The 23,549-nt window shown below is 64.9% G+C and carries 21 protein-coding genes and 1 pseudogene; 12 read left to right on the forward strand and 10 right to left on the reverse strand.

The features are described 5' to 3' along the window. Positions 1–133 precede the first annotated feature (133 nt). Positions 134–1,693, reverse strand: coding sequence for a sigma-54-dependent transcriptional regulator (locus tag AC0MAZ_RS22500; RefSeq protein ID WP_475859227.1), 1,560 nt, complete (start codon positions 1,691–1,693; stop codon positions 134–136). 255 nt (positions 1,694–1,948) lie between these two features. Here AC0MAZ_RS22500 and phhA point away from each other — a divergent pair, with 255 nt between their 5' ends. From phhA to AC0MAZ_RS22520, 4 genes are all read left to right on the forward strand, one after another. Beyond that, positions 1,949–2,737, forward strand: coding sequence for a phenylalanine 4-monooxygenase (gene phhA / locus AC0MAZ_RS22505; protein WP_062360651.1), 789 nt, complete (start codon positions 1,949–1,951; stop codon positions 2,735–2,737). 38 nt (positions 2,738–2,775) lie between these two features. After that, a complete protein-coding gene (locus AC0MAZ_RS22510; RefSeq protein WP_203651524.1) occupies positions 2,776–3,132 on the forward strand; it encodes a 4a-hydroxytetrahydrobiopterin dehydratase in 357 nt (118 codons plus the stop codon). Continuing rightward, complete coding sequence (locus tag AC0MAZ_RS22515) at positions 3,129–4,325, forward strand: amino acid aminotransferase (protein ID WP_475859229.1); 1,197 nt, start codon at positions 3,129–3,131, stop codon at positions 4,323–4,325. The genes AC0MAZ_RS22510 and AC0MAZ_RS22515 overlap by 4 nt, the downstream gene beginning before the upstream one ends. Before the next feature lie 366 nt (positions 4,326–4,691). Continuing rightward, complete coding sequence (locus AC0MAZ_RS22520) at positions 4,692–4,820, forward strand: hypothetical protein (RefSeq protein ID WP_256582346.1); 129 nt, start codon at positions 4,692–4,694, stop codon at positions 4,818–4,820. 245 nt (positions 4,821–5,065) lie between these two features. Here the strand turns inward: AC0MAZ_RS22520 and ydiJ are convergent, their stop codons facing one another. Next, entirely contained in the window at positions 5,066–8,074 is a 3,009-nt protein-coding gene (ydiJ, locus tag AC0MAZ_RS22525; protein ID WP_475859230.1) for a D-2-hydroxyglutarate dehydrogenase YdiJ, read from the reverse strand. Positions 8,075–8,313: 239 nt separating this feature from the next. On the opposite strand from ydiJ, the gene AC0MAZ_RS22530 reads away from it, so the two are divergent. Beyond that, positions 8,314–9,198 (forward strand): LysR substrate-binding domain-containing protein, encoded by an 885-nt coding sequence (locus AC0MAZ_RS22530; RefSeq protein WP_475859231.1) that lies wholly within the window; start codon positions 8,314–8,316, stop codon positions 9,196–9,198. A gap of 158 nt (positions 9,199–9,356) precedes the next feature. Here the strand turns inward: AC0MAZ_RS22530 and AC0MAZ_RS22535 are convergent, their stop codons facing one another. The 6 genes and pseudogenes from AC0MAZ_RS22535 to AC0MAZ_RS22560 all read right to left on the reverse strand — a co-directional run bounded on the left by AC0MAZ_RS22535 (position 9,357) and on the right by AC0MAZ_RS22560 (position 15,876). Continuing rightward, on the reverse strand, positions 9,357–10,775 hold the full coding sequence (locus AC0MAZ_RS22535) for an amino acid permease (protein ID WP_232857337.1): 1,419 nt from the start codon (positions 10,773–10,775) through the stop codon (positions 9,357–9,359). Between the two features lie 703 nt (positions 10,776–11,478). Further along, the gene (gene rluB / locus AC0MAZ_RS22540; protein ID WP_203651515.1) at positions 11,479–12,543 is read right to left on the reverse strand and encodes a 23S rRNA pseudouridine(2605) synthase RluB; all 1,065 of its coding nucleotides are present in this window, start codon (positions 12,541–12,543) and stop codon (positions 11,479–11,481) included. 235 nt (positions 12,544–12,778) lie between these two features. Further along, positions 12,779–13,534: pseudogene (gene scpB / locus AC0MAZ_RS22545) on the reverse strand (SMC-Scp complex subunit ScpB); the annotation flags it as partial. 14 nt (positions 13,535–13,548) lie between these two features. Then, positions 13,549–14,247, reverse strand: coding sequence for a segregation and condensation protein A (locus AC0MAZ_RS22550; protein WP_475861478.1), 699 nt, complete (start codon positions 14,245–14,247; stop codon positions 13,549–13,551). Between the two features lie 125 nt (positions 14,248–14,372). Next, positions 14,373–15,002, reverse strand: a complete 630-nt coding sequence (locus AC0MAZ_RS22555; protein WP_475859233.1) for an L-threonylcarbamoyladenylate synthase — start codon at positions 15,000–15,002, stop codon at positions 14,373–14,375. 13 nt (positions 15,003–15,015) lie between these two features. Further along, complete coding sequence (locus AC0MAZ_RS22560; RefSeq protein WP_203651510.1) at positions 15,016–15,876, reverse strand: PHP domain-containing protein; 861 nt, start codon at positions 15,874–15,876, stop codon at positions 15,016–15,018. A 67-nt stretch (positions 15,877–15,943) separates the two neighbouring features. On the opposite strand from AC0MAZ_RS22560, the gene AC0MAZ_RS22565 reads away from it, so the two are divergent. From AC0MAZ_RS22565 to AC0MAZ_RS22590, 6 genes are all read left to right on the forward strand, one after another. Next, positions 15,944–16,540, forward strand: a complete 597-nt coding sequence (locus AC0MAZ_RS22565; RefSeq protein ID WP_232857334.1) for a septation protein A — start codon at positions 15,944–15,946, stop codon at positions 16,538–16,540. A 1-nt stretch (position 16,541) separates the two neighbouring features. Then, entirely contained in the window at positions 16,542–16,841 is a 300-nt protein-coding gene (locus AC0MAZ_RS22570) for a YciI family protein (protein ID WP_186732960.1), read from the forward strand. 163 nt (positions 16,842–17,004) lie between these two features. Further along, the gene (locus tag AC0MAZ_RS22575; protein WP_203651508.1) at positions 17,005–17,397 is read left to right on the forward strand and encodes an SH3 domain-containing protein; all 393 of its coding nucleotides are present in this window, start codon (positions 17,005–17,007) and stop codon (positions 17,395–17,397) included. A gap of 7 nt (positions 17,398–17,404) precedes the next feature. Beyond that, positions 17,405–18,082 (forward strand): response regulator transcription factor, encoded by a 678-nt coding sequence (locus AC0MAZ_RS22580; protein WP_110739854.1) that lies wholly within the window; start codon positions 17,405–17,407, stop codon positions 18,080–18,082. Positions 18,083–18,292: 210 nt separating this feature from the next. After that, positions 18,293–18,709, forward strand: a complete 417-nt coding sequence (locus AC0MAZ_RS22585; RefSeq protein WP_203651507.1) for a Spy/CpxP family protein refolding chaperone — start codon at positions 18,293–18,295, stop codon at positions 18,707–18,709. A gap of 70 nt (positions 18,710–18,779) precedes the next feature. After that, the gene (locus tag AC0MAZ_RS22590; RefSeq protein ID WP_475859236.1) at positions 18,780–20,111 is read left to right on the forward strand and encodes a sensor histidine kinase; all 1,332 of its coding nucleotides are present in this window, start codon (positions 18,780–18,782) and stop codon (positions 20,109–20,111) included. 119 nt (positions 20,112–20,230) lie between these two features. On the opposite strand, the gene AC0MAZ_RS22595 is transcribed toward AC0MAZ_RS22590, so the two are convergent. Next, complete coding sequence (locus AC0MAZ_RS22595) at positions 20,231–20,788, reverse strand: nitroreductase family protein (protein ID WP_203651505.1); 558 nt, start codon at positions 20,786–20,788, stop codon at positions 20,231–20,233. Positions 20,789–20,991: 203 nt separating this feature from the next. Between AC0MAZ_RS22595 and AC0MAZ_RS22600 the strand changes: the two genes are divergently transcribed. Beyond that, complete coding sequence (locus AC0MAZ_RS22600) at positions 20,992–22,446, forward strand: TrkH family potassium uptake protein (protein ID WP_110739850.1); 1,455 nt, start codon at positions 20,992–20,994, stop codon at positions 22,444–22,446. Here the strand turns inward: AC0MAZ_RS22600 and AC0MAZ_RS22605 are convergent. Next, on the reverse strand, positions 22,403–23,449 hold the full coding sequence (locus AC0MAZ_RS22605; protein ID WP_050706761.1) for an AraC family transcriptional regulator: 1,047 nt from the start codon (positions 23,447–23,449) through the stop codon (positions 22,403–22,405). The genes AC0MAZ_RS22600 and AC0MAZ_RS22605 overlap by 44 nt on opposite strands. Positions 23,450–23,549: the final 100 nt, after the last annotated feature.

Consider the following 23,549-nt stretch of genomic DNA (forward strand, 5'->3'; position numbering starts at 1 on the left):
CCGCGAAAGGGCTGCGTAGCGGCCCTGGGTTTTCAGCAGCATGCCAAGATCGTCGGGGCCGCTTTGCGGCCCTTTCGCGGCACAAGGCCGCTCCTACAGGGACAAGTGTAACTTTCAAGGTAATTAACCACGTTCACTCCACCGACTTGCTCAACGAATAATCCCGCAACTTGTTGGCAATGGTCGTATGGGAAACACCCAATCTTTTCCCCAGCGCCCGGCTACTTGGAAACTCGCTCATCAAACTTTCCAATACCGCCTTTTCAAACCGCCCGACAATTTGCGAAAGATCGCCCTCCAGGGAAAACTCGCCCAATGGCTGGCGTGCGCCATAATCCGGTAAACGGATATGTTCGCTCTTCACCACCCCGCCCTCGCACAACGACACCGCCTGGAACAGCACGTTCTCCAACTGGCGCACGTTGCCCGGCCAATGATATTGAGCAAGCTTGTCCATCGCCGCCGGCGCCAGGCGCGGCATCGGGCAGCCGATCTGCCGGCTGGCCTGGTCAAGGAAGTGCTGCACCAGCCCCTCCAGGCCATCCATGCATTCGCGCAGCGGCGGAATGTGCAGCGACAGCACGTTGAGGCGATGGTAGAGGTCCTGTCGGAACTCGCCCCGGGCGCACAGCTCGGACAGATCGACCTGGGTCGCGCAGATCACCCGCACATCCAGGTACACCTCCTCGTCACTGCCGACCCGGCGGAAACAGCCATCCTGCAGGAAGCGCAGCAACTTGACCTGCAAGCGCGGGCTCATCTCTCCGACGCCATCGAGGAACAGCGTGCCACCGGCGGTAAGCTCCAGCAGCCCCAGCTTGCCTTCGGCCCGTGCGCCTTCGAACGCCCCTGGGCCATAGCCGAACAGCTCGGTCTCGGCCATCGACTCCGGCAGGCCGGCGCAGTTGAGCGCCATCAGCGGCGCCTGGCCACGAGGGCTGGCCAGATGGCAGGCGCGCGCCAGCAATTCCTTGCCGGTACCGGTCTCGCCCTCGATCAGTAGCGGCGCATCCAGCGGCGCCATGCGCCGCGCCTCGCGCACCACCGCAGCCATCACCCGCGAGCTCTGGAAGATGCTGTCGAAGCCACGCAGCTCCTGCTTGCGCACGTTGTAGATGCGCTCGCCGATGCGATCGGCGCGATGCAAGGTGATCACCGCGCCCGCCAGCGCCTCGCTGTCGTCATGCTCAGATTGCAACGGCGCGATATCGGCGAGGAACACATCGCCCTTGACCTTGATGCGCAGGCCGTTGATCCGCGACTTGTTGGCGCGGATCAGCTCCGGCAGGTCGAAGTCCTCGACATAGCGCGACAACGGAATGCCCGGCACCTCGTCCACCCGCACCCCGAGCAACTGCGCCGCGCCACGGTTGGCGGCAACGATGCTGCCGCCCATGTCGATCGACAGCACCGGGAAGTCCAGCGCGCCCAGCAGCGCATTGAGTTCCATGTGCCGGCGCTCGCTGGGCATCAGGCCGACGCGCTTGACCCCGAACACCCCGGCGATCGACTCGAACTTCGGCCGCAGGGCCTGGAACTGCAGGTTGATCAGGTTCGGGCAATGCAGATAAATGGCGTTGCCGTGATCCCCCCCCACCTCGCCGCGCAGCACGTTGATGCCGTACTCCACCAGCAGGTTGAGGATGTCCCGCAGGATGCCGATGCGGTTCTGGCAGTGCACTTTGATACGCATGAAGGCTCTCGAAGCGGCCAGGTTTTTACCCGGCGCGCGGAAAAGTCGTAAAGATAAGCTGACAAAATCAACCTTCTGCCCAGCTCGACACCCGTGATTTTCCGGGATAAGGGTATTTTTGTAAAATTATCGTTACGAATTCAGGATGAGCGGTGACGATTAACTGCCCTTCACCCCAGTGCAAAGCCGCGTTTGTAGGGATATTCCTAAGGTATGTCCTGTACATAACAAGAACGCCCTCACCAGGAGAGCCACATGAAACAGACGCAATACGTGGCACGCGAGCCCGATGCGCATGGTTTTATCGACTACCCGCAGCAAGAGCATGCGGTGTGGAACACCCTGATCACTCGCCAACTGAAAGTGATCGAAGGCCGGGCATGCCAGGAATACCTGGACGGCATCGAGCAGCTCAAGCTGCCCCATGACCGCATCCCCCAGCTCGGCGAAATCAACAAGGTGCTGGGCGCCACCACCGGCTGGCAGGTCGCCCGCGTGCCGGCACTGATCCCCTTCCAGACCTTCTTCGAGCTGCTGGCCAGCAAGCGCTTCCCGGTCGCCACCTTCATCCGCACCCCGGAAGAACTGGACTACCTGCAGGAGCCCGACATCTTCCACGAGATCTTCGGCCACTGCCCGCTGCTGACCAACCCCTTCTTCGCCGAATTCACCCACACCTACGGCAAGCTGGGCCTGGCGGCGACCAAGGAACAGCGTGTGTACCTGGCGCGCCTGTACTGGATGACCATCGAGTTCGGCCTGATGGAGACCGCGCAGGGTCGCAAGATCTATGGCGGCGGCATCCTCTCCTCGCCGAAGGAGACCGTCTACAGCCTGTCCGGCGAGCCGGAGCACCAGGCCTTCGACCCGATCGAGGCCATGCGCACGCCGTACCGCATCGATATCCTGCAGCCCCTGTACTTCGTCCTGCCGAACATGAAACGCCTGTTCGACCTGGCCCACGAAGACATCATGGCCATGGTCCACCAGGCCATGCAGCTGGGCCTGCACGCACCGAAGTTTCCACCCAAGGTCGCCGCCTGAGCGCCCCTGTCGATAACAACTCAAACCGGAAAACACCCATGAATGCCTTGAACCAAGCCCACTGCGAAGCCTGCCGCGCCGATGCGCCGAAAGTCAGCGACGAGGAACTGCCGGTATTGATCCGGCAGATCCCGGACTGGAACATCGAAACCCGCGACGGCCACATGGAGCTCGAGCGCGTGTTCCTGTTCAAGAACTTCAAGCACGCCCTGGCCTTCACCAACGCCGTCGGCGAGATCGCCGAAGCCGAAGGCCATCACCCGGGCCTGCTGACCGAGTGGGGCAAGGTCACCGTGACCTGGTGGAGCCACTCGATCAAGGGCCTGCACCGCAACGACTTCATCATGTGCGCGCGCACCGACGAGGTCGCCAAAACCGCCGAAGGGCGCAAGTGATGCACTTCGCGGCCATCGGACGGGTCCCTGGCGACCCGATCCTGGGGCTGATGGAGGCCTACGCCCGCGACGACAATCCGGCCAAGTTCGACCTGGGGGTCGGCGTGTTCAAGGACGCCCAGGGCCTGACGCCGATTCCCGCAGCGGTCAAGCAGGCCGAGCAGCGCCTGGTCGAACGCCAGGACACCAAAAGCTACATCGGTGGCCATGGTGACGCGGCGTTCGGGCGCCTGATCAGCGAACTGGTGCTGGGCAGCGAATCGCCGTTGCTGGCCAGCCAGCGCGCCGGTGCCACCCAGACCCCGGGCGGCACCGGCGCCCTGCGCCTGGCGGCGGAGTTCATCGCCCATTGCCTGCCGGGGCGTGGCATCTTTCTGAGCGACCCGACCTGGCCGATCCACGAGACGATCTTCGCCGGCGCCGGGCTCAAGGTGTCCCACTACCCCTACGTGGGCAAGGACAACCGCCTTAACGTCGACGGCATGCTCGCCGCGCTGGAACAGGCACCGGAAGGCGACGTGGTGCTGCTGCACGCCTGCTGCCACAACCCGACCGGCTTCGACCTGGGCCAGGACGACTGGCGCGCGGTACTCGACATCGTCAAGCGCCGCAACCTGCTGCCACTGATCGATTTTGCCTACCAGGGCTTCGGTGACGGCCTGGAGGAAGACGCCTGGGCGGTGCGCCTGTTTGCCGCCGAACTGCCGGAACTGCTGGTCACCAGCTCCTGCTCGAAAAACTTCGGCCTGTACCGCGATCGCACCGGCGCCCTGCTGGTGTGCAGCCACGATGCCGAGAAACTGCTGGATGTGCGCAGCCAATTGGCGTTCATTGCGCGCAACCTGTGGTCGACGCCACCGGACCATGGTGCCGCAGTGGTCGCCGAGATCCTCGGTGATCCGGCGCTCAAGGCGCTGTGGGTCGAGGAAGTGAACGCCATGCGTCAGCGCATTGCCGAGCTTCGCCAGGGCCTGGTGCAGGCGCTGGCGCCACACGGCCTGGCCGAGCGCTTCGCGCACATCGCCGCGCAACGCGGGATGTTCTCCTACACCGGGCTGAACCCCGAGCAAGTGCGCCTGCTGCGTGAACGGCACAGTGTGTACATGGTCGGTACCGGCCGGGCGAACATCGCCGGGGCGGATGCGCAGCGCCTGGAGAAGCTGGCGGCGGCCATCGCCGACGTCTGTCGCTGATATCGCAGTACCTGTGGGAGCGGCTTTAGCCGCGAAGCAAGCGACGCGGTGGATGGCACCGGCTTCGCCGGTGTTCGCGGGTAAACCCGCTCCCACAGGATACGCGCCGCTTCGACATCAAGCGCTGTAACTGTGGGGGAGCGCAGCCTGCGATGAATCGAACGCAGGCAGTACAAGACTGTTGCTCCCACAGTGTTTCCGGCGCCCGAACACAGTCGGCGGTGCGCTGATCGCCCGCTAAAACCGACCAGCGCCCGGCAAAAATCTCAAACTGTCATCCAGACTGCTGTATCCTGCCCCAGTTTTTCGAAGCCACACATGCGCCCTGGCGCCGCCTTTTCACTCACACTTGCGAGGAACGACGAGATGCATGAAATCCCGAATCTTCCCTTCCCAAGCCTGAACCCCGAAGAGCAATCCGTTGCCGCCCACGCCGAACCGACGCCCGCCGTCGACCAGGACGGTGACGATCAATCCAGCGCCGACCAGGAATAATCGCGCACCCCACCCGACTGTGTGAAAACGGCTGACCTGCGGGACATCCCCGTCATCGCGTTTTCACACCGTCCAGAAGCCCTACCGAAGACTTCCATACCCGACTTACCGCACCCCCATTGCGGTCACCCTGCAAGTCGTTTCCATCAAACCCGCTCCCACAGGTACAGCACCGCCATCAAAGGCAGCGACGATCCTGTGGGAGCGGGTTTACCCGCGAAGAGGCATGCACCGAATGACGCGCCTCAGCGCTGCGCGTACTGCAACACCACCTCCAGCGGATGGCGCAACTGCTTCTCGGTCATGCGCTTGACTTGGCTGCGACACGAATAACCGGTCGCCAACGCCTCGCCCTGCTTGTCCAGCTTGGTCGCCCAGGACTGCTCGAAGATGGTCCTCGAGGTTTCCTGGTTCCGCGCTTCATGCCCATAGGTACCGGACATGCCGCAGCAGCCGGTGGCCTCGGTGACCAGCTTCAACCCCAGGCGGGCGAACACCTGCTCCCACTGCCGGGTACTGGCCGGCACATTGGTCTTCTCGGTGCAGTGGGCCATCAGGCGGAAGCTGTCGGCCTTGACCGGCGCCTGCTCGGGCAGCACGTTCATCAGCCATTCCTGGGGCAACAGCACCGACGGGCACTCCACGCCATCGACCTTCTGGTACTCCTGGCGATAGACCAGGGTCATCGCCGGGTCCAGCCCCACCAACGGCACGCCGCAGTCGGCCAGGGTCTTGAGCTGGGTGGCGTTGCGGATCGCCGCCTTGGCGAAGGCACCGAGGAAACCCTGCACGTGCAACGGCTTGCCGTTGGCGCTGTAAGGCGCGAGGAATACCTTGTGCCCCAGGCGATGGGCCAGCTCGATGAACGAGGCCAGCAGTGGCGTCTCGAAATAGCGGGTGAAGGCGTCCTGCACCAGCACGATGCTGCGTTCGCGCTGGGCCGGGGTCAGCTCGCGCAGGGCCGGCACGCTCGCCACCTGGACGCGGCAACGGGTCAGGGTGGCCTGGAAGTTGAAGCGGCTGATCAGCGGGCTGTCGACCATGCCGATCTTGTCCGCCAGCAACCTGCTCACCCACTTCGAGCCCATCACCGCGTTGTACAGGCCCGGTGCATGGGCCAGGTACGGGATGGTGAATTCCAGCGAGCCGATCAGGTAATCGCGCAGCGGACGCTGGTAGCGGCCGTGGTACAGCTCGAGGAAGCGCGAGCGGAAGTCCGGCACATTGACCTTGATCGGGCACTGCCCCGCGCAGGACTTGCACGCCAGGCAGCCGGCCATGGCGTCGTACACCTCGTGGGAGAAGTCTTCCTGGCGCGCACGGCTGTTGCGCAAGCGCGCCGGCAGCCCCTTGAACCAGGACGCCTTGCGCTGGGCGGCGGCGAGCACATCGATGTTCGCTTCGCCCTGCAGGCGCAGCCATTCGCGGATCAGCGAAGCGCGCCCCTTGGGTGAGTGCTGGCGTTCGCGGGTGGCCTTCCACGACGGGCACATGGCGTCGTTGGGATCGTAGTTGTAGCAGGCGCCGTTGCCGTTGCAGTGCACGGCGCTGCCGAAGCTTTGCCAGACGCGTTCGTCGATACTGCGGTCAAGGTCACCGCGCAGGGTCACGCCATCCACCGGGGTCAGGCCTTCGGCGCTGTCCGGCGGGGTGCAGATCTTGCCCGGGTTGAGCTGGTTGTGCGGATCGAAGGCGCCCTTGAGGCGCTGCAGTGCCGGGTACAACGCGCCGAAGTATTCCGGCACGTACTCGGAGCGCAGGCCTTTGCCATGCTCGCCCCAGAGCAGGCCGCCATAGCGCTGGGTCAGCGCCGCCACGGCATCGGAGATCGGCTTGACCAGCGCGGCCTGGGCCGGATCCTTCATGTCCAGCGCTGGGCGCACGTGCAGCACGCCGGCATCGACATGGCCGAACATGCCGTAGGCCAGGCCGTAACCGTCGAGCAGCGCGCGGAAGTCGGCGATGTAGTCAGCCAGTTGCTCCGGCGGCACGGCGGTGTCCTCGACGAACGGCTGTGGCCGCACCTCGCCTTCGACGTTGCCCAGCAGCCCCACCGAACGCTTGCGCATGGTGTAGACCCTGGTGACCGCCTCGGCGCCCTCCGCCAGGGTATGTCCCAGGCGTTCGACGCTGGTGTCGCGCTGCAGGTGCGCGACAAACGCCTCGACCCGGGCATTGACCTCGGCCGGCTCGTCGCCGCAGAACTCCACTAGGTTGATGCCCAGCGTCGGGCGCTCGGCATCGGCCGGGAAGTACTCGGCGACGCTGTGCCAGACGATGTCCTTCATCGCCAGCATCAGCACCTTGGAGTCAACGGTCTCGATCGACAGCGGCTTGTGCGCCATCAGCGCGTTGGCATCGCGCAGGGCGTCCATGAAGCTGGTGTAGCGTACGTTGACCAGCACCGCGTACTTCGGGATCGGCAGCACATTGAGCTTGGCCTCGACCACATAGCCCAGCGAGCCTTCGGCGCCGCACAGCACGCTGTTGAGGTTGAAGCGGCCCTGCTCGTCGCGCAGGTGCGCCAGGTCGTAGCCGGTCAGGCAGCGGTTGAGCTTGGGGAAGGTGCTTTCGATCAGCCCGGCCTGGGTTTGCTGGATCTCGCGGGCCATGCGGTACACCTCGCCGACCCGGCCGGGCGCGGCGCAGGCCTGCTCCAGGGCCGCGTCGTCGATCGGCAGGCTGTGCAGGCGCTCGCCACCAAGCAGCACGCTGTGCAGCTCGAGCACGTGGTCGCGAGTCTTGCCATAGGTGCAACTGCCCTGGCCACTGGCGTCGGTGTTGATCATGCCGCCGACGGTGGCGCGGTTGGAGGTCGAAAGCTCCGGCGCGAAGAACAGCCCATGGGGCTTGAGCGCGGCGTTGAGCTGGTCCTTGACCACGCCCGCCTGGACCCGCACCCAGCGCTGCTCGACATTGATTTCAAGAATGCTGTTCATGTGCCGCGACAGGTCGACGACGATGCCGTCGGTCAGCGACTGGCCGTTGGTGCCGGTGCCGCCACCACGCGGGGTCAGCTTGATGTCGCGAAAGCGTGGCTCGGCCATGAGCGTGGCAACCCGCGCCACATCGTCGGCATCCAACGGGAACACCGCCGCCTGGGGCAGCCGCTGGTAGATGGAGTTGTCGGTGGCCAGCACGGTACGGGTGCCGTAGTCGGCACTGATCTGGCCACGGAAGCCGCTGTTCTTCAGGGCTTCGAGGAATTCAGGGTAATGGGCGGCGGGCGCGCGGGGCGGCAGCTGGGCGATCATCGAAGGATGGCCTCTATTCGATATTGGCTAGTTCACGGGTTCCAGGCATTGCAACATCTCGTGGGAGCGGGCTTGCCCCGCGATGGCGCCATCGCGGGGCAAGCCCGCTCCCACGAGATGTTGTATTTCCTGCGACTACGGTATGAATGATCTATACCGCATGACGAATACGCCCATGTTCCTGTAGTTTCGCGCCAGGGGCAAACGGATATTCCTGCCGCTATCGATGAGCTTTATGAATGAATTACCGCCACCTCACCCCTTCGATGTCGCTGCTACTGGCCTTCGAGGCCGCCGCGCGACATGAAAGCTACACCCGCGCCGCCGCCGAGCTGTCGCTGACCCAGAGCGCGGTAAGTCGCCAGGTGCAGGCGCTGGAACAGCAGCTGGGGCTCACCCTGTTCCGCCGCGAGGGGCGCCAGGTGCAACTGACCGACGTGGGCCGTCTTTACCAGCGCGAGCTGAGCGAAGCCTTGGGGCGTATCCGCAGCGCCACCCTGCAAGCCCTGGCCTATCAGACCGGGGTCGGCACCCTGCGCCTGGCGACCCTGCCGACCTTCGGCTCGAAATGGCTGCTGCCGCGCCTGCATGCGTTCTATGGCGCTCATCCGGGCATGCTGGTGCACATTCATTCTCGTATCGAAGCGATCAACTTCGACACCAGCGAGATCGACGCGGCCATCGGCGTGGCCACCCACGACCTGCCCGGGCTGGTCTGCCATCGCCTGCACGCCGAGGAACTGTTGGTGATCCTGCCGCCGGACAGCGCTCGCGACAGCCAGGACTGGTGCCCGGCGCGGATCAGCGAAGAGGTGCTGCTGAACGTCGCCAACAATCCACACGCCTGGGGCGAATGGTTCTCCCACCACGCCCTGCCCCACCGCTCAATGCGCCTGGGGCCGAGCTTCGAGCTGACGTCACATTTGATCCAGGCGGTACGGGCGGGGATAGGGATTGGCCTGGTGCCCAGGATTCTGGTGGAGGAGGAACTGGCCAGTGGCGAGCTGTTCAGCCCGGGGGCGCCGTTTGCCAGCCAGCGCAGCTACTACCTGATCTATCCGCCGAGGAATGAGGCATTGCCTTCGTTGCGGGCGTTTCGTGGCTGGTTGCTGGAACAGATCTGAGTCATCGGTTGCCAGAGCCGGCCATTCGCGGGTAAACCCGCTCCCACAGGTTCTGTGCCCCCTGTGGGAGCGGGTTTACCCGCGCAGAGGCCGGTACAGACAACAAAAAACCCGATGCCAGTCACCCGGCATCGGGTTTTCTCGAAGCGCCTCGACGCTTACTTGGCCACGCTACCGGCAGCGCCGTTGGCCTGCGCCCCACGCTTGCTCTTGAGCACGTAGAACACATACATCACCACCAGCCATACCGGCATGGCGTACACCGACACCTGGATGCCAGGGATCTGCAGCATGATGCCGAGGATCAGCACCACGAAGGCCAGCACCAGGTAGTTGCCGTACGGGTACCACAGCGCCTTGAACAGCGGCTTTTGGCCAGTGCGGTCGAGGTGCTGGCGGAACTTCAGGTGCGAGTAGCTGATCATCGCCCAGTTGATCACCAGGGTCGCCACCACCAGCGACATAAGCAGCTCCAGGGCATTCTGCGGCATCAGGTAGTTGAGCAGCACCGCGATCAGGGTCACGGCCGCCGACACCAGGATCGAACGTACCGGCACGCCGCGACGGTCGACCTTGGCCAGCGCCGCCGGGGCATCGCCCTGCTCGGCCATGCCCAGGAGCATGCGGGCGTTGCAGTAGGTACCGCTGTTGTACACCGACAGCGCCGCGGTCAGGACCACGAAGTTCAGCAGGTGCGCGGCCACGTCGCTACCCAGCAGCGAGAAGACCTGGACAAACGGGCTGCTGCCATAGCTGCCGCCGGACGCGTCGATGCTGGCCACCAGGCTGTCCCACGGGGTCAGCGACAGCAGCACCACCAGGGCACCCACGTAGAAGATCAGGATGCGGTAGATGACCTGGTTGATCGCCTTGGGGATCACGGTCTTCGGCTTGTCGGCCTCGGCCGCGGTGAAGCCGAGCATTTCCAGGCCACCGAAGGAGAACATGATGAAGGCCAGGGCCATCACCAGGCCGCTGACGCCATGCGGGAAGAAACCGCCATGGGCCCACAGGTTGGTCACCGACGCTTCCGGGCCACCACTGCCGCTGGTCAGCAGGTAGGCGCCCAGGCCGATCATGCCGACGATGGCGGCGACCTTGATGATCGCGAACCAGAACTCGGCTTCACCGAAGAACTTCACGTTCATCAGGTTGATGGCGTTGATCAGCAGGAAGAATGCCGCCGCGGTGACCCAGGTCGGGATCTCCGGCCACCAGTAATGGACATACTTGCCCACTGCCGACAGCTCCGACATGCCCACCAGGATGTACAGCACCCAGCAGTTCCAGCCCGACAGGAAGCCGGCGAAACCGCCCCAGTACTTGTGCGCGAAGTGGCTGAAGGAGCCGGCCACCGGCTCCTCGACGATCATCTCGCCGAGCTGGCGCATGATCATGAAGGCGATGAAACCGCAGATCGCATAGCCGAGGATCATCGACGGACCGGCGGACTTCATCACGCCGGCCGAGCCCAGGAACAATCCGGTGCCGATCGCGCCACCCAGGGCGATCAGTTGGATATGGCGGTTCTTCAAGCCACGCTTGAGTTCGCCAGACTGTGAATTATGTCCACTCATGAACGAAGTCACCTGCTTGTTTTTATCTGTGACGGAATCGGACCCACCGCACTCGTGGCGCAGCGGAATGGGCAAGGTGGTTACCTTGGATACTTGTGACGGGAAGTCGCTCGTGGCCTTGGTAGCCAGGTGCGGATCAACCGGGTGTCAGCAAGCGTGCGCGGTACGCAAGGGGGTCACAGGTAAAACGCGGCGCATTGTATACCCCTGCAAACGCGCAGGCGTCAACGCGTTGCATCGTTTCCTGTGGAAAAAACGCACCGGTCCTGGGGTGAAGGCCTGAAAAGGCGGAGTGATCGGCGTACATGGCGCCTCCATTTTGTTGTTTTCGATGCCTGGCTATCCTGCCTGGCTCTGCACACGGCAATGGCGCTATCTCAACGTTTGGGCGGGGGTTTGGGAAGGGGGTGAAGGGGACCGGGGAGGCTCTGGCGCGCAAGTCTTGGAAAGATTTTGTGACGAAGAGTGGGGAAGCACAGGCAAGCCGGGGAAAAGGCCCAGAATCGTATAGTTTTCTTTACAAGGTGGTTTGAAAATTTGCCACCGGTCGGGAAAAATTCTGTCTGTTCAGGTACTTGGGGCCGCTTTGCGGCCCATCGCGGGGCGAGCCCGCTCCTACACTGGGATGCGTATCGAGGGACTTCCTTTTCAACAGGCACAAAAAAACCAGCCCGAAGGCTGGCTCTTTCGTTACCGGGCCGGATCAGCCACGCGGCTTGCCGCGACCACGACCGGCTGGCTTGTCGCCTTCGGGACGGGCTGGACGCTTGCGCATCTCGCTCGGGCGCTCGGCCACCGCGCTGCCGCGGCTGCCCTTGCGTGGTGCAGCCTCTTCACGCGGCGCGCGCGCCGGGCGCTCGCCCTGCCCTTCGGCGGCCGGACGCAGGGTGCGCACACGCTCGCCACGCCCCAGCGGGCGGGTCGACTTGCGCTGCAGGCGCTCGAGCTTGTCCTTGGCCTTGAGCTTCATCTCCGGCAGCGCCACCGGCTGCAGGCCGACTTCGGCGGCGAGGATGTCGATCTCGCCCTGGCTCATTTCGCGCCAGCGGCCCATCGGCAGGTCGGAGTTGAGGAACACCGGGCCGAAACGCACGCGCTTCAGGCGGCTGACCACCACCCCCTGGGACTCCCACAGGCGGCGCACCTCACGGTTGCGGCCTTCCATCACCACGCAGTGGTACCAGTGGTTGAAGCCTTCGCCACCCGGTGCCTTCTGGATATCGGTGAACTTGGCCGGACCGTCCTCGAGCACCACGCCGGCCTTGAGGCGGTCGACCATGTCGTCGTCGACCTCGCCGCGCACACGCACGGCGTACTCGCGGTCCATTTCATAGGACGGGTGCATCAGGCGGTTGGCCAGCTCACCGTCGGTGGTGAACAACAGCAGGCCGGTGGTGTTGATGTCCAGGCGGCCGATGTTGATCCAGCGCCCCTCTTTCGGGCGCGGCAGGCGGTCGAACACGGTCGGGCGGCCTTCCGGGTCGTCACGGGTGCAGATCTCGCCATCGGGCTTGTTGTACATGATCACGCGGCGGGTCGCCTCGGCGGCCTCGACACGCTTGATCAGCTTGCCGTCGACGGTGATGGCGTCGTGCAGGTCGACGCGCAGGCCCAGGGTGGCCTCGACGCCGTTGACCTTGATACGGCCCTGGCCGATCCAGGCCTCGACGTCACGACGCGAGCCGACGCCGATACGCGCCAGTACTTTCTGCAGTTTTTCGCCGGACGGCGGGGTGGGTTGTTGGTCTTGCAGGTCTTTGTCACTCATCTGGGCACCTCCCGGTGTAGTAGTGAAAGCGGGCGCGCATCATACGCGCAACGCACTGGAGAGTAGAGTGTTTTGTGGAATTGGAAGTGTTTTTCTGCCAAATGGCCTTTGTCTGATCAGGGCCGGCCTCTTCGCGGGTAAACCCGCTCCCACAGCTTGTGATACCCCTGTGGGAGCGGGTTTACCCGCGAAGAGGCCGGCACAGGCAGTAGTTAAATCAAGACTGCAGCTTGCCCTCGTCCTGCTCCGAGGCCTCAGGCTCTTCTTCATCGCGCAAATCATCGAAATCGGTCTTGAGCCCTTCTTCCATCGCATCCAGCTCCACCAGCAGCGAACGGAAGCTGGTCTCATCCTTGGGCTCCGCTTCCTCACCCTCCTCGCCCAGGCTGGCATCGGCCAGGGCTTGCAGGTGAGCGGGCACCGGCGCCTCGTCCGGGTCGAGCAGCGGTTCCGGCTCCAGCTCGCGCAACTCGGCCAGCGCCGGCAGTTCATCGAGGCTCTTGAGGTTGAAGTGATCGAGAAACGCCTTGGTGGTGGCAAACATCGCAGGACGCCCTGGCACCTCGCGGTAGCCGACGATGCGGATCCACTCGCGCTCCATCAGGGTCTTGATGATGTTGCTGTTGACCGCCACGCCGCGCACGTCCTCGATCTCGCCGCGGGTGATGGGCTGGCGGTAGGCGATCAGCGCCATGGTTTCCAGCAGCGCACGGGAATAGCGCTGCGGGCGCTCCTCCCACAGGCGGCCGACCCAGGGTGCATAGTCTTCGCGGATTTGCAGCCGATAGCCGCTGGCCACTTCCTTGAGCTCGAAGGCACGGCCGCTGCAGGACTTGCCCAGCACCTCCAGGGCCTTTTTGAAAACGGCGGGGGCCGGGCGCTCGGCTTCCTCGAACAGCTCATAGAGGCGCTCGAGGGATTGCGGCTTGCCCGAGGCGAGCAGGAAGGCCTCGATCAGCGACGCCAGTTCGCGGGGTTCGTTCAGGTTCATCGGTAGTCGTCAGGTCACTCTGCCCGGGCACGGACGTGGATCGGGGCGAAAGGCTCATTTTGCACGAGTTCGATCAGCGATTCCTTCACCAGTTCGAGAATCGCCATGAAGGTCACCACCACGCCGAGCTTGCCCTCCTCGCGGGTGAACAGTTCGACGAAGGGCACGAAGCCACCGCCCTTGAGGCGTTCGAGCACCTCGCTCATGCGCTCGCGGGTCGACAAGGTCTCGCGAGTGATCTGGTGGCTCTCGAACAGGTCGTTGCGGCGCATGACCTCGGCCATGGACAGCAGGATCTCCTCCAGGGCGACCTCCGGCAACAGCTTGCGCACCTTGGCCTGAGGGGCCTCGAGACGCGGCACGACGACGTCGCGGCCAACCCGCGGCAGCTCATCGATACCTTCGGCGGCAGCCTTGAAGCGCTCGTACTCCTGCAGGCGGCGGATCAGCTCGGCGCGTGGATCGCCTTCCTCTTCCTCGATCTCGCTGGAACGCGGCAGCAGCATGCGCGACTTGATCTCGGCGAGCATGGCGGCCATCACCAGGTACTCGGCGGCCAGTTCCAGGCGCACGTTCTTCATCAGCTCGACATAGCTCATGTACTGGCGAGTGATCTCCGCCACCGGGATATCGAGGATGTCCACGTTCTGCTTGCGGATCAGGTACAGCAGCAGGTCCAGCGGGCCCTCGAAAGCTTCGAGGAAGACTTCCAGGGCATCAGGCGGGATATACAGGTCGACCGGCATCTCGGTCAGGGCTTCGCCGTAGACCAGGGCCAGTTGCAGCTGGAACGGCGCTTCTGCCTCGATGGCCGGCGCCTCGGGCGCTTCCACCTGGCTCACGCGTCGACCAGGAACGGTGTGGGGTCGCCGCAACCTTCGCGGATCAGCGCAGGCTCGTCGCCGGTCAGGTCGATGATGGTGGATGCCTTGAGGTCACCAAAGCCGCCATCGATGATCAGGTCGACATGATGCTCCAGGCGCTGACGGATCTCGTAAGGGTCGGTCATCGGCTCTTCATCGCCCGGCAGGATCAGGCTCACGCTCATCAATGGCTCACCGAGCTCTTCGAGCAAGGCCAGAACGATTGGCTTGGAGGGTACGCGCAGACCAATGGTGCGGCGTTTTTCGTGCATCAGCAGACGCGGCACTTCCCGGGTAGCGTTGAGGATGAATGTGTAGGGGCCTGGAATGTGCGCCTTGAGCAGACGGAAGGTCGCGGTGTCGATCTTGGCGAAGGTGCCCATCTGCGACAGGTCGCAGCACAACAGGGTGAAGTTGTGCTGCTTGTCCAGCTGGCGCAGCCGGCGCACACGTTCGATCGCGCCCTTGTCGCCGATCTGGCAGCCCAACGCGTAGGCCGAGTCGGTCGGATAGACCACTACGCCCCCCTTGCGGATGATCTCCACGGCCTGCTTGATCAGCCGAGCCTGCGGGTTTTCCGCATGAATCTGGAAAAATTGGCTCACGTAGTCGTCCTGTTCATACCGCCATAGACTGTTCATGTCGGAATCGACGCCACAGAGGTGGCAGGTCCTCGGGCAATGGCCGGTAGGCACCGATCTCGCCCCAGGTGCCGGGGCCGTGGAAGTCACTGCCGGCGCTTGCCAGCAAGCCGAACTCACGGGTGAGGATCGACATTGTCCCCACCTGCTCGGGCGGCATCATCCCATTGACCACTTCCAGCGCCTGCCCCCCTGCCTGAATATAGTCGGCAATCAGCCGTCTGCGCTTGCTGCGGGTCAGTTCGTAGTGCATGGGATGGGCCAGGCTCACCCAGGCATTGGACTGGCGCAACGTGGCGACGGTTTCCTCCAGCGTCGGCCAGTGCAGCTTGACGTCCCCCAGCTTGCCGGCGCCCAGCCACTTGCGAAAGGCCTCGCCACGGTCCTTGACGAAGCCTGCGCGCACCAGGAATTCGGCGAAATGCGGGCGCGCCGGGGCGTTGCCGCTGTCACCCAGTTCCTGCTGCACGGCCCGCGCACCGTCCAGCGCGCCGGGCATGCCCTTGGCCGCCAGCTTGCGGTCGATTTCCTCGGCGCGCAGCCAGCGGCCGCGATGCAGATTGCCGATGGCTTCGAGCAAGGGCGGGGCATCGAGCGGGAAATCGTAACCCAGCACATGGATGGTGGCGCCGCCCCAGGTGCACGACAACTCTACCCCGCTGACCCACTGCATGCCGTTGTCCAGGCAGGCCTGGCGGGCCTCGGGCAGGCCTTCGAGGGTGTCGTGGTCGGTGAGCGACAGCGTCCGCACCCCGTGCTCGTGGGCCCGGGCGACCAGTGCCGTGGGCGACAGGGCGCCGTCGGAGGCCGTGCTGTGACAGTGCAGATCAACATTCATGGAGGAGCGCTTTCGCAGGAATCGATGTTTGTTATTATGCCGTCACATCCCGCTTCTGGCTGCCACTGTGAAACAATTCATCGATTTCATCCCGCTGCTGCTGTTCTTCATCGTCTACAAACTGGACCCGCGCCCGGTCGAATTCGCCGGCCACGGCTTCGAGTTCGGCGGGATCTACAGCGCCACCGCCATGCTGATCGCCAGCTCCGTGGTGGTCTACGGCGCGCTGTTCCTGCGCCACGGCAAGTTGGAAAAGGGCCAGTTGCTGACCCTGGTCGCCTGCCTGGTGTTCGGTGGCCTGACCCTGGCCTTCCACAGCGAGACCTTCCTCAAGTGGAAAGCACCGGTGGTCAACTGGCTGTTCGCACTGGCCTTCGCCGGCAGCCACTTCATCGGTGATCGGGTGCTGATCAAGCGCATCATGGGCCACGCCCTGACCCTTCCGGAAGCCGTCTGGACCCGCCTGAACCTGGCGTGGATCGGTTTCTTCCTGGTGTGCGGAGCCGCCAACCTGTTTGTCGCTTTCACCTTCCAGGACATCTGGGTCGACTTCAAGGTGTTCGGCAGCCTCGGCATGACCGTGCTGTTCCTGGTGGCCCAGGGTGTCTATCTGTCGCGCCACCTGCACGATGCCGATCCTTCCACCTCCAAACCCAAGGACTGACATGCTCTACGCCATCATCGCCAGCGACGTCGAAAACTCCCTGGAAAAACGCCTGGCCGCCCGCCCCGCCCATATCGAGCGCCTGCAGCAGCTCAAGGCCGAGGGCCGCGTGGTCCTCGCCGGCCCGCACCCGGCCATCGACAGCAACGACCCGGGCGCCGCCGGTTTCAGCGGCAGCCTGATCGTCGCCGAGTTCGATTCGCTGGCCGCCGCCCAGGCCTGGGCCGACGCCGACCCGTATATCGCCGCAGGCGTCTACGACAAGGTCGTGGTCAAGCCGTTCAAGCAAGTCCTGCCCTGATCCGAAACCGCATCGCCTTTTTCGCGGGCAAACCCGCTCCCACAGGCGCCGCACGCCTCTGTGGGAGCGGGTTTACCCGCGAATGAGGCCAACTCGATACCCGCCTCATCTAATCCGACAACTGGCCGACAACCTCCTGAATCGATACGAATCAGGAGTTCCAATGCGTCAAGGTCCGATGTCCCTGCTGCTTTGCCTGTTACTGCTGTCCCCTTTCGCCGCGGCCGAGCAGCCGCTGTCGCTGGAAGCCGGGGCGCGGATCACCGAGCTGCAGCAGCGCCTGGAAGAGAGCGAGAAACAGCGCGACGCGCTGACCCTGCAACTGCAGAACCAGGACAGCGAACGCGAAAGCGCCCAGCTCTCGCGCCTGCGCCAGGACAACCAGCGCCTGAAACTGACGGTCAAGGAACTGCAGGCCGCCAGCAGCGCCCCCCAGCGCCTGCTCACCGACCAGCAGCAGTGGTTCCTGATCGGCTCGGTCGTTGCACTGTTGTCGGCAGTCTGCGGTATCTTAGCCAGCGGCGGACACAGAAGACGCCGGCAATGGTTGAATTGAGTGAGACATGAGCGAGCTGTTACTGATTGATGATGACCAGGAACTGTGCGAGCTGCTCGGCAGCTGGCTGACCCAGGAAGGGTTTGCGGTGCGCGCCTGCCACGATGGCCAGAGTGCGCGCCAGGCCTTGGCCAGCCACGCCCCGGCGGCGGTGGTGCTGGATGTCATGCTGCCCGACGGCAGCGGCCTGGAACTGCTCAAACAGTTGCGCAGCGAGCACACCGACCTGCCGGTGCTGATGCTCTCGGCCCGTGGCGAGCCGCTGGACCGCATACTCGGCCTTGAGCTGGGCGCCGACGACTACCTGGCCAAGCCCTGCGACCCCCGCGAACTTACCGCCCGCCTGCGCGCCGTGCTGCGCCGCAGCCACCCCAGCGCGCCCAGCAGCCAGGTCGAGATCGGCGACCTGACCTTCAGTCCGGTGCGCGGCGTGGTCAGCATCGACGAGCGCGAGATGACCCTCACGCTGTCCGAGAGCCGCATCCTCGAGGCGCTGCTGCGCCAGCCCGGCGAACCGCTGGACAAGCAGGAGCTGGCGCAGATCGGCCTGGGTCGCAAACTCACGCTCTATGACCGCAGCCTGGACATGCACGTCAGCAACCTGCGCAAGAAGATCGGCCCGCACCCGGACGGCCGCCCGCGCATCGTCGCGCTGCGCAGCCGCGGCTACTACTACAGCCTCTGACAGGCTGCACAGGTCCTGTGGGAGCGGGTTTACCCGCGAATGCGTCGTTGAACCCACCGCAGCATTCGCGGGTAAACCCGCTCCCACACGAGTGTCCTCTGTCCCGACAGCATCTTTACCCAGCCTTTACCCTCGCCTGACCGCCCTTGACCTTGATCTCCCTAGACTGGGCTCATCCGGTAACCACCGGCCCCTGAAAGGAGAGACACCATGCGCAAGACCCTGATCGCCCTGATGTTCGCCGCCGCCCTGCCGACCGTGGCCATGGCCATGCCTGACGGCGGCCCGCGCCACGACGGCCCGCATCATCGCGGTGACGCGCCTTTCGCCCAGCTGGACCTGAGCCGCGACCAGCGCCAGCAGATCGGCAAGCTGATGGGCGAGCAGATGCAGCAGCGCCGCGACATCACCGAGCGCTACATGGCCAAGCTGCCGGCCGCCGAGCAGAAAGCCATGAAGGACGAACTCAAGGCCAGCCACGACAAGACCGACGGCCAGATCCGCGCCCTGCTCAAGCCCGAGCAGCAGAAGAAGTTCGACGACCTGCAGAAGGAACGCGCCGCGCGCAAGGCCGAGTGGCAGGAGTTCCAGGCCTGGAAGGCTGAAAAAGCCGGCAAGGCCCAGTAAGCTGTCAGCCCGATGCCCGGCCCGCCCCCCCCGCGGGCCGGGCTTTCGCCATTTCTCGGAGGTGCTCGTCTTGCGTTCACTGTTCTGGCGCATCCTGGCCAGCTTCTGGCTGGCCATCGCCCTGGTCGCCGGGCTGTCGATCCTGCTCGGGCACATGCTCAACCAGGACACCTGGATCCTCAGCCGCCATCCGGGCCTGAACAACCTGGCCAGCCACTGGGCCCAGCACTATGAACAGGACGGCCTGGAGTCGTCGCAGCGCTTCCTGGAAAGACGCAAGCAGCGCTACAAGATCGACGTGCAGGTGCTCGATGACAGCGGCGACGCCGTGGTGCCCGGCACCTTTCCGCGCCGCGCCGCCGCCTTCGAGGCGCGCCAGCACAACGACGAGCGGCGCCTACCCTGGCGCCGCCTGACCGAGGAATACACCAGCCCCACCAGCGGCGAGACCTACCTGCTGATCTACCGCATCCCCCACCCCGAACTGGCCGCCTGGCACCGCGAGAGCCTGATCTGGCCGCTCAGCGCCCTGGGGATCGCCCTGGTGGTACTGACCCTGTTCAGCCTGCTGGTGACCCTGTCGATCACCCGCCCGCTCAGCCGCCTGCGCGGCGCGGTGCACGACCTGGGGCAGACCAGCTACCAGCAGAACAGCCTGGCGCGGCTGGCAGTGCGCCGCGACGAGTTCGGCGTGCTGGCCAACGACTTCAACAAGATGGGGGCGCGCTTGCAGAGTCTGATCGGCAGCCAGCGCCAGTTGCTACGTGACGTGTCCCACGAACTGCGCTCGCCGCTGGCGCGGCTGCGCATCGCCCTGGCCCTGGCCGAGCGCGCCGAGCCGGAGCAGCGCCAGGCCCTGTGGCCGCGCCTGACCCGCGAGTGCGATCGCCTGGAAGACCTGATCAGCGAGATCCTGGTGCTGGCCCGGGTCGATGCCGACCAGGCCCATGCCGAACCCGTGGACCTCAATGCCTTGCTGGGCGGCGTGCGCAAGGACGCCCAACTGTCAGCGCCGGAACAGGAAGTGCGACTGGAAGCGCAGGCAGGCCTGACCTTGCACGGCTGGCCGACCTTGATCGAACGGGCGGTGGACAATTTGTTGCGCAATGCCCTGCGTTTCAATCCGGCCGGGCAGCCGATCGAGGTGCATGCCCGTCGGGAGCAGGATCGCATCGTGCTGAGCGTGCGCGATCATGGGCCGGGGGTGGCGGCAGAGCACCTGGCGCAACTGGGCGAGCCGTTCTTCCGGGCGCCGGGGCAGGACGCACCTGGGCATGGACTGGGGCTGGCGATTGCGCGCAAGGCGGCAGAGCGCCATGGCGGCAGCCTGGTGTTGGGCAATCATCCGCAGGGTGGGTTTATTGCGACGCTGGAGATTCCCTGCAATATCAGTGCAGTCTGACAGACCGCGGGGCTGCTGCGCAGCCCTTTCGCGGCACAAGGCCGCTCCTACAAGAATCCGCGATCGCCTGTAGGAGCGGCTTTGTGCCGCGATGGGCCGCAGAGCGGCCCCGCCTCACATCACTCTCCCCAGGCGCTGACGTACTTGGCCGTCTCCAGGACCGGCGCCGTGCGCGGCTCGCCCATCGGCGTGCCGACATACAGGTAGCCGATCACCTCTTCATTCGCCTCAAGACCCAAGCCCTCGTGCACATGGACGTCATACGCCATGTCACCGGTGCGCCACACCGCGCCGATACCCTGGGCGTGGGCGGAAACGAGGATGCCGTGGGCGGCGCAGCCGGCGGCCAGGCGCTGTTCGATCTTCGGCACCTTGAAATGCTCCTGCAACCGGGCCACCACCACAATCAGCAACGGTGCCCGCAGCGGCATCGCCCGGGCCTTGTCCAGCGCGGCCGGGGTGGCATCGCCCTTGGCCTGCACCGCCTCGGCGAACAGTTCGCCGAGCTTCTCGCGGCCCTGTCCCTCGATGGTCAGGAAGCGCCAGGGACGCAGCTGGCCATGGTCCGGCGCACGCAGCGCGGCCTGGAACAGCGCCTCGCGCTGGGCGGCATTGGGCGCCGGTTCGGTCAGGCGTGGCACGGAAACACGGTTGAGCAATGCGTCGAGAGCCTCCATGGGCTTACCTCCTGGCAGATTGAAAGTGCGGCCATTCTGCACTAACCAGAAGGCAACATGTGAGTGGGCTTGTCCCGCGATGGCATCGACCCGGTAGGTATCGCGGTGCAAGCCCGCTACCATGCCCCAGCCAATCGTTCGTTTACAAGCCCCGGTGCACAGGTAGAATGGCGCCCTTTCCGTAGCGAGTCAGAGCAGATCACATGGCGTTGCCGACCTTAAGGATCATTGGTTTCATCATCGGCATCTTCCTGATCACCCTGGCGGTGAGCATGGTGGTGCCCATGGCGACCCTGGTGGTCTTCGAGCGCACCGGCGACATGCCGTCGTTCCTCTGGTCGAGCCTGATCACCTTCCTCGCCGGGCTCGGCCTGGTCATCCCCGGCCGCCCCGAGCACGTGCACCTGCGCCCACGCGACATGTACCTGCTGACCGTCAGCAGCTGGCTGGTGGTCTGCGTGTTCGCCGCCCTGCCGTTCCTGCTGACGCAGCACATCAGCTACACCGACGCCTTCTTCGAAAGCATGTCCGGCATCACCGCCACCGGCGCCACCGTGCTCAGCGGCCTGGACAACATGTCGCCGGGCATCCTGATGTGGCGCTCAATGCTGCACTGGCTGGGCGGCATCGGCTTCATCGGTATGGCGGTGGCGATCCTGCCACTGCTGCGCATTGGTGGCATGCGCCTGTTCCAGACCGAGTCCTCCGACCGCTCGGAAAAGGTCATGCCGCGCTCGCACATGGTCGCCAAGTCGATCGTCGCGGTGTATGTGGGCATTACCGTGCTCGGCAGCCTGGCGTTCTGGTGGGCGGGGATGAGCCCGTTCGACGCGATCAACCATGCCATGTCGGCGATCTCCACCGGCGGTTTCTCCACGTCCGACCAGTCCCTGGCCAAATGGGACATCCCCGCGGTGCACTGGGTCGCGGTGGTGGTGATGATCATGGGCAGCGTGCCATTCACCTTGTACGTGGCCACCCTGCGCGGCCACCGCAAGGCGCTGATCAAGGACCAGCAGGTGCAGGGACTGCTGGCCATGCTGGTGGCCACCTGGCTGGTGCTCGGCACCTGGTATTGGGCCACCACTGACCTGCATTGGCTCGACGCCCTGCGTCACGTGGCGCTGAACGTCACCTCGGTGGTCACCACCACCGGTTTCGCCCTGGGCGACTACAGCATGTGGGGCAACTTCTCGCTGATGCTGTTCTTCTACCTGGGCTTCGTCGGCGGCTGCTCCGGCTCCACCGCCGGCGGTATCAAGATCTTCCGCTTCCAGGTCGCCTACATCCTGCTCAAGGCCAACCTCAACCAGCTGATCCACCCACGGGCGGTGATCAAGCAGAAGTACAACGGCCATCGCCTCGACGAAGAGATCGTGCGTTCGATCCTGACCTTCTCGTTCTTCTTCGCCATCACCATCTGCATCATCGCCCTGCTGCTGTCGCTGCTGGGCGTGGACTGGATGACCGCGCTGACCGGCGCCGCCGGCACGGTGTCGGGCGTAGGCCCCGGGCTGGGCGAGGTGATCGGCCCGGCCGGCAACTACGCCAGCCTGCCGGACGCGGCCAAGTGGATCCTCGCTGGCGGCATGCTGCTGGGCCGCCTGGAGATCATCACGGTGCTGGTGTTGTGCATGCCGGCGTTCTGGCGTCACTGACCGACAGCCGCGTGCGGTACTCGCTCGGCGTGGTGTCGAACCAGCGGCGGAACGCCCGGTAGAAGTTGCTCGGATCGGCGAAACCCAAAAGGTAGGCGGTCTCCAGCAAGGTGGTGCCGGGCTGCGCCAGGTACTGCTCGGCCAGTTCGCGGCGGGTGTCGTCGAGCAGGGTCTGGAAGCTGGTGCCCTCGTCCTGCAGACGCCTTTGCAAGGTGCGCTGCGACAGGTGCAGGGCCTGGGCCACGGTCTCGCGCTTGGGCTCGCCCTGGGGCAGGATGCGGCACAGCACCTGGCGCACCCGGTGGGTCACGCGGCTTTCCGAGAAGCGCGCCAGGTATTCCCCGGCAAAGCGATCATGCAGCACCGCCATCGCCTCGTTGGCGGTCGGCAGCGGCGCCTCCATGTCGGCACGCTCGAGCACCAGCGCGTCATGGGGCGCGCCAAATACCAGCGGCGCATGGAAGGCCACCTTGTACGGCTCGACATTCTTCGGCTGGCCGCCCTGGATCAGCACCCGCCGCGGCTGGATCGGCCGCCCGCTGAGCCAGGTGCACAGGGCCAGGGCGCAGGCCAGGGACGCCTCGGCGCTGTGCCGGGTCGGCGGCAGGTGGTCGCCATGCACGGTCAGCACCAGGGCGTAGCCGTCGGGCTCGCGGCGAAAGCTCAGGTCCGAGCTCTCGGCGATGATCCGCTGGTAGCGCACCAGGCGTTCGAAACCCTCGGCCAGGGTGCGACTGGACATCAGCGCATAGCCCACCACATGGAACGACGCCGGTCGCACCACCCGGGCCATGTTCAGGCCGATGGCCTCGTTGCCCGACAACTCGACCGCCAGCTGCCACAGCCGGGTCATCGAATCCTGGGTGAATCGCGCATCGGGGTCGTCGAGGGCGGAAAAGTCGAGCCCGAGCTGCTTGAACATGGCCGGGCAATCGAGCCCTTCCAGCTCGAGTGCCTTGACGATCCCTGATGCCCAGCTGGCTGACGTGGTTCTCTCACTCATGACAGGCTCTTGTGCTGACCGCTCCTGCGGTGAACCGAAAGGATACTCAATTGGCGCCTATTGTCACTGGCCACTGCACCCAGTGACTCTAGACTCGATT

It is taken from the genome of Pseudomonas sp. A, from assembly GCF_056270345.1.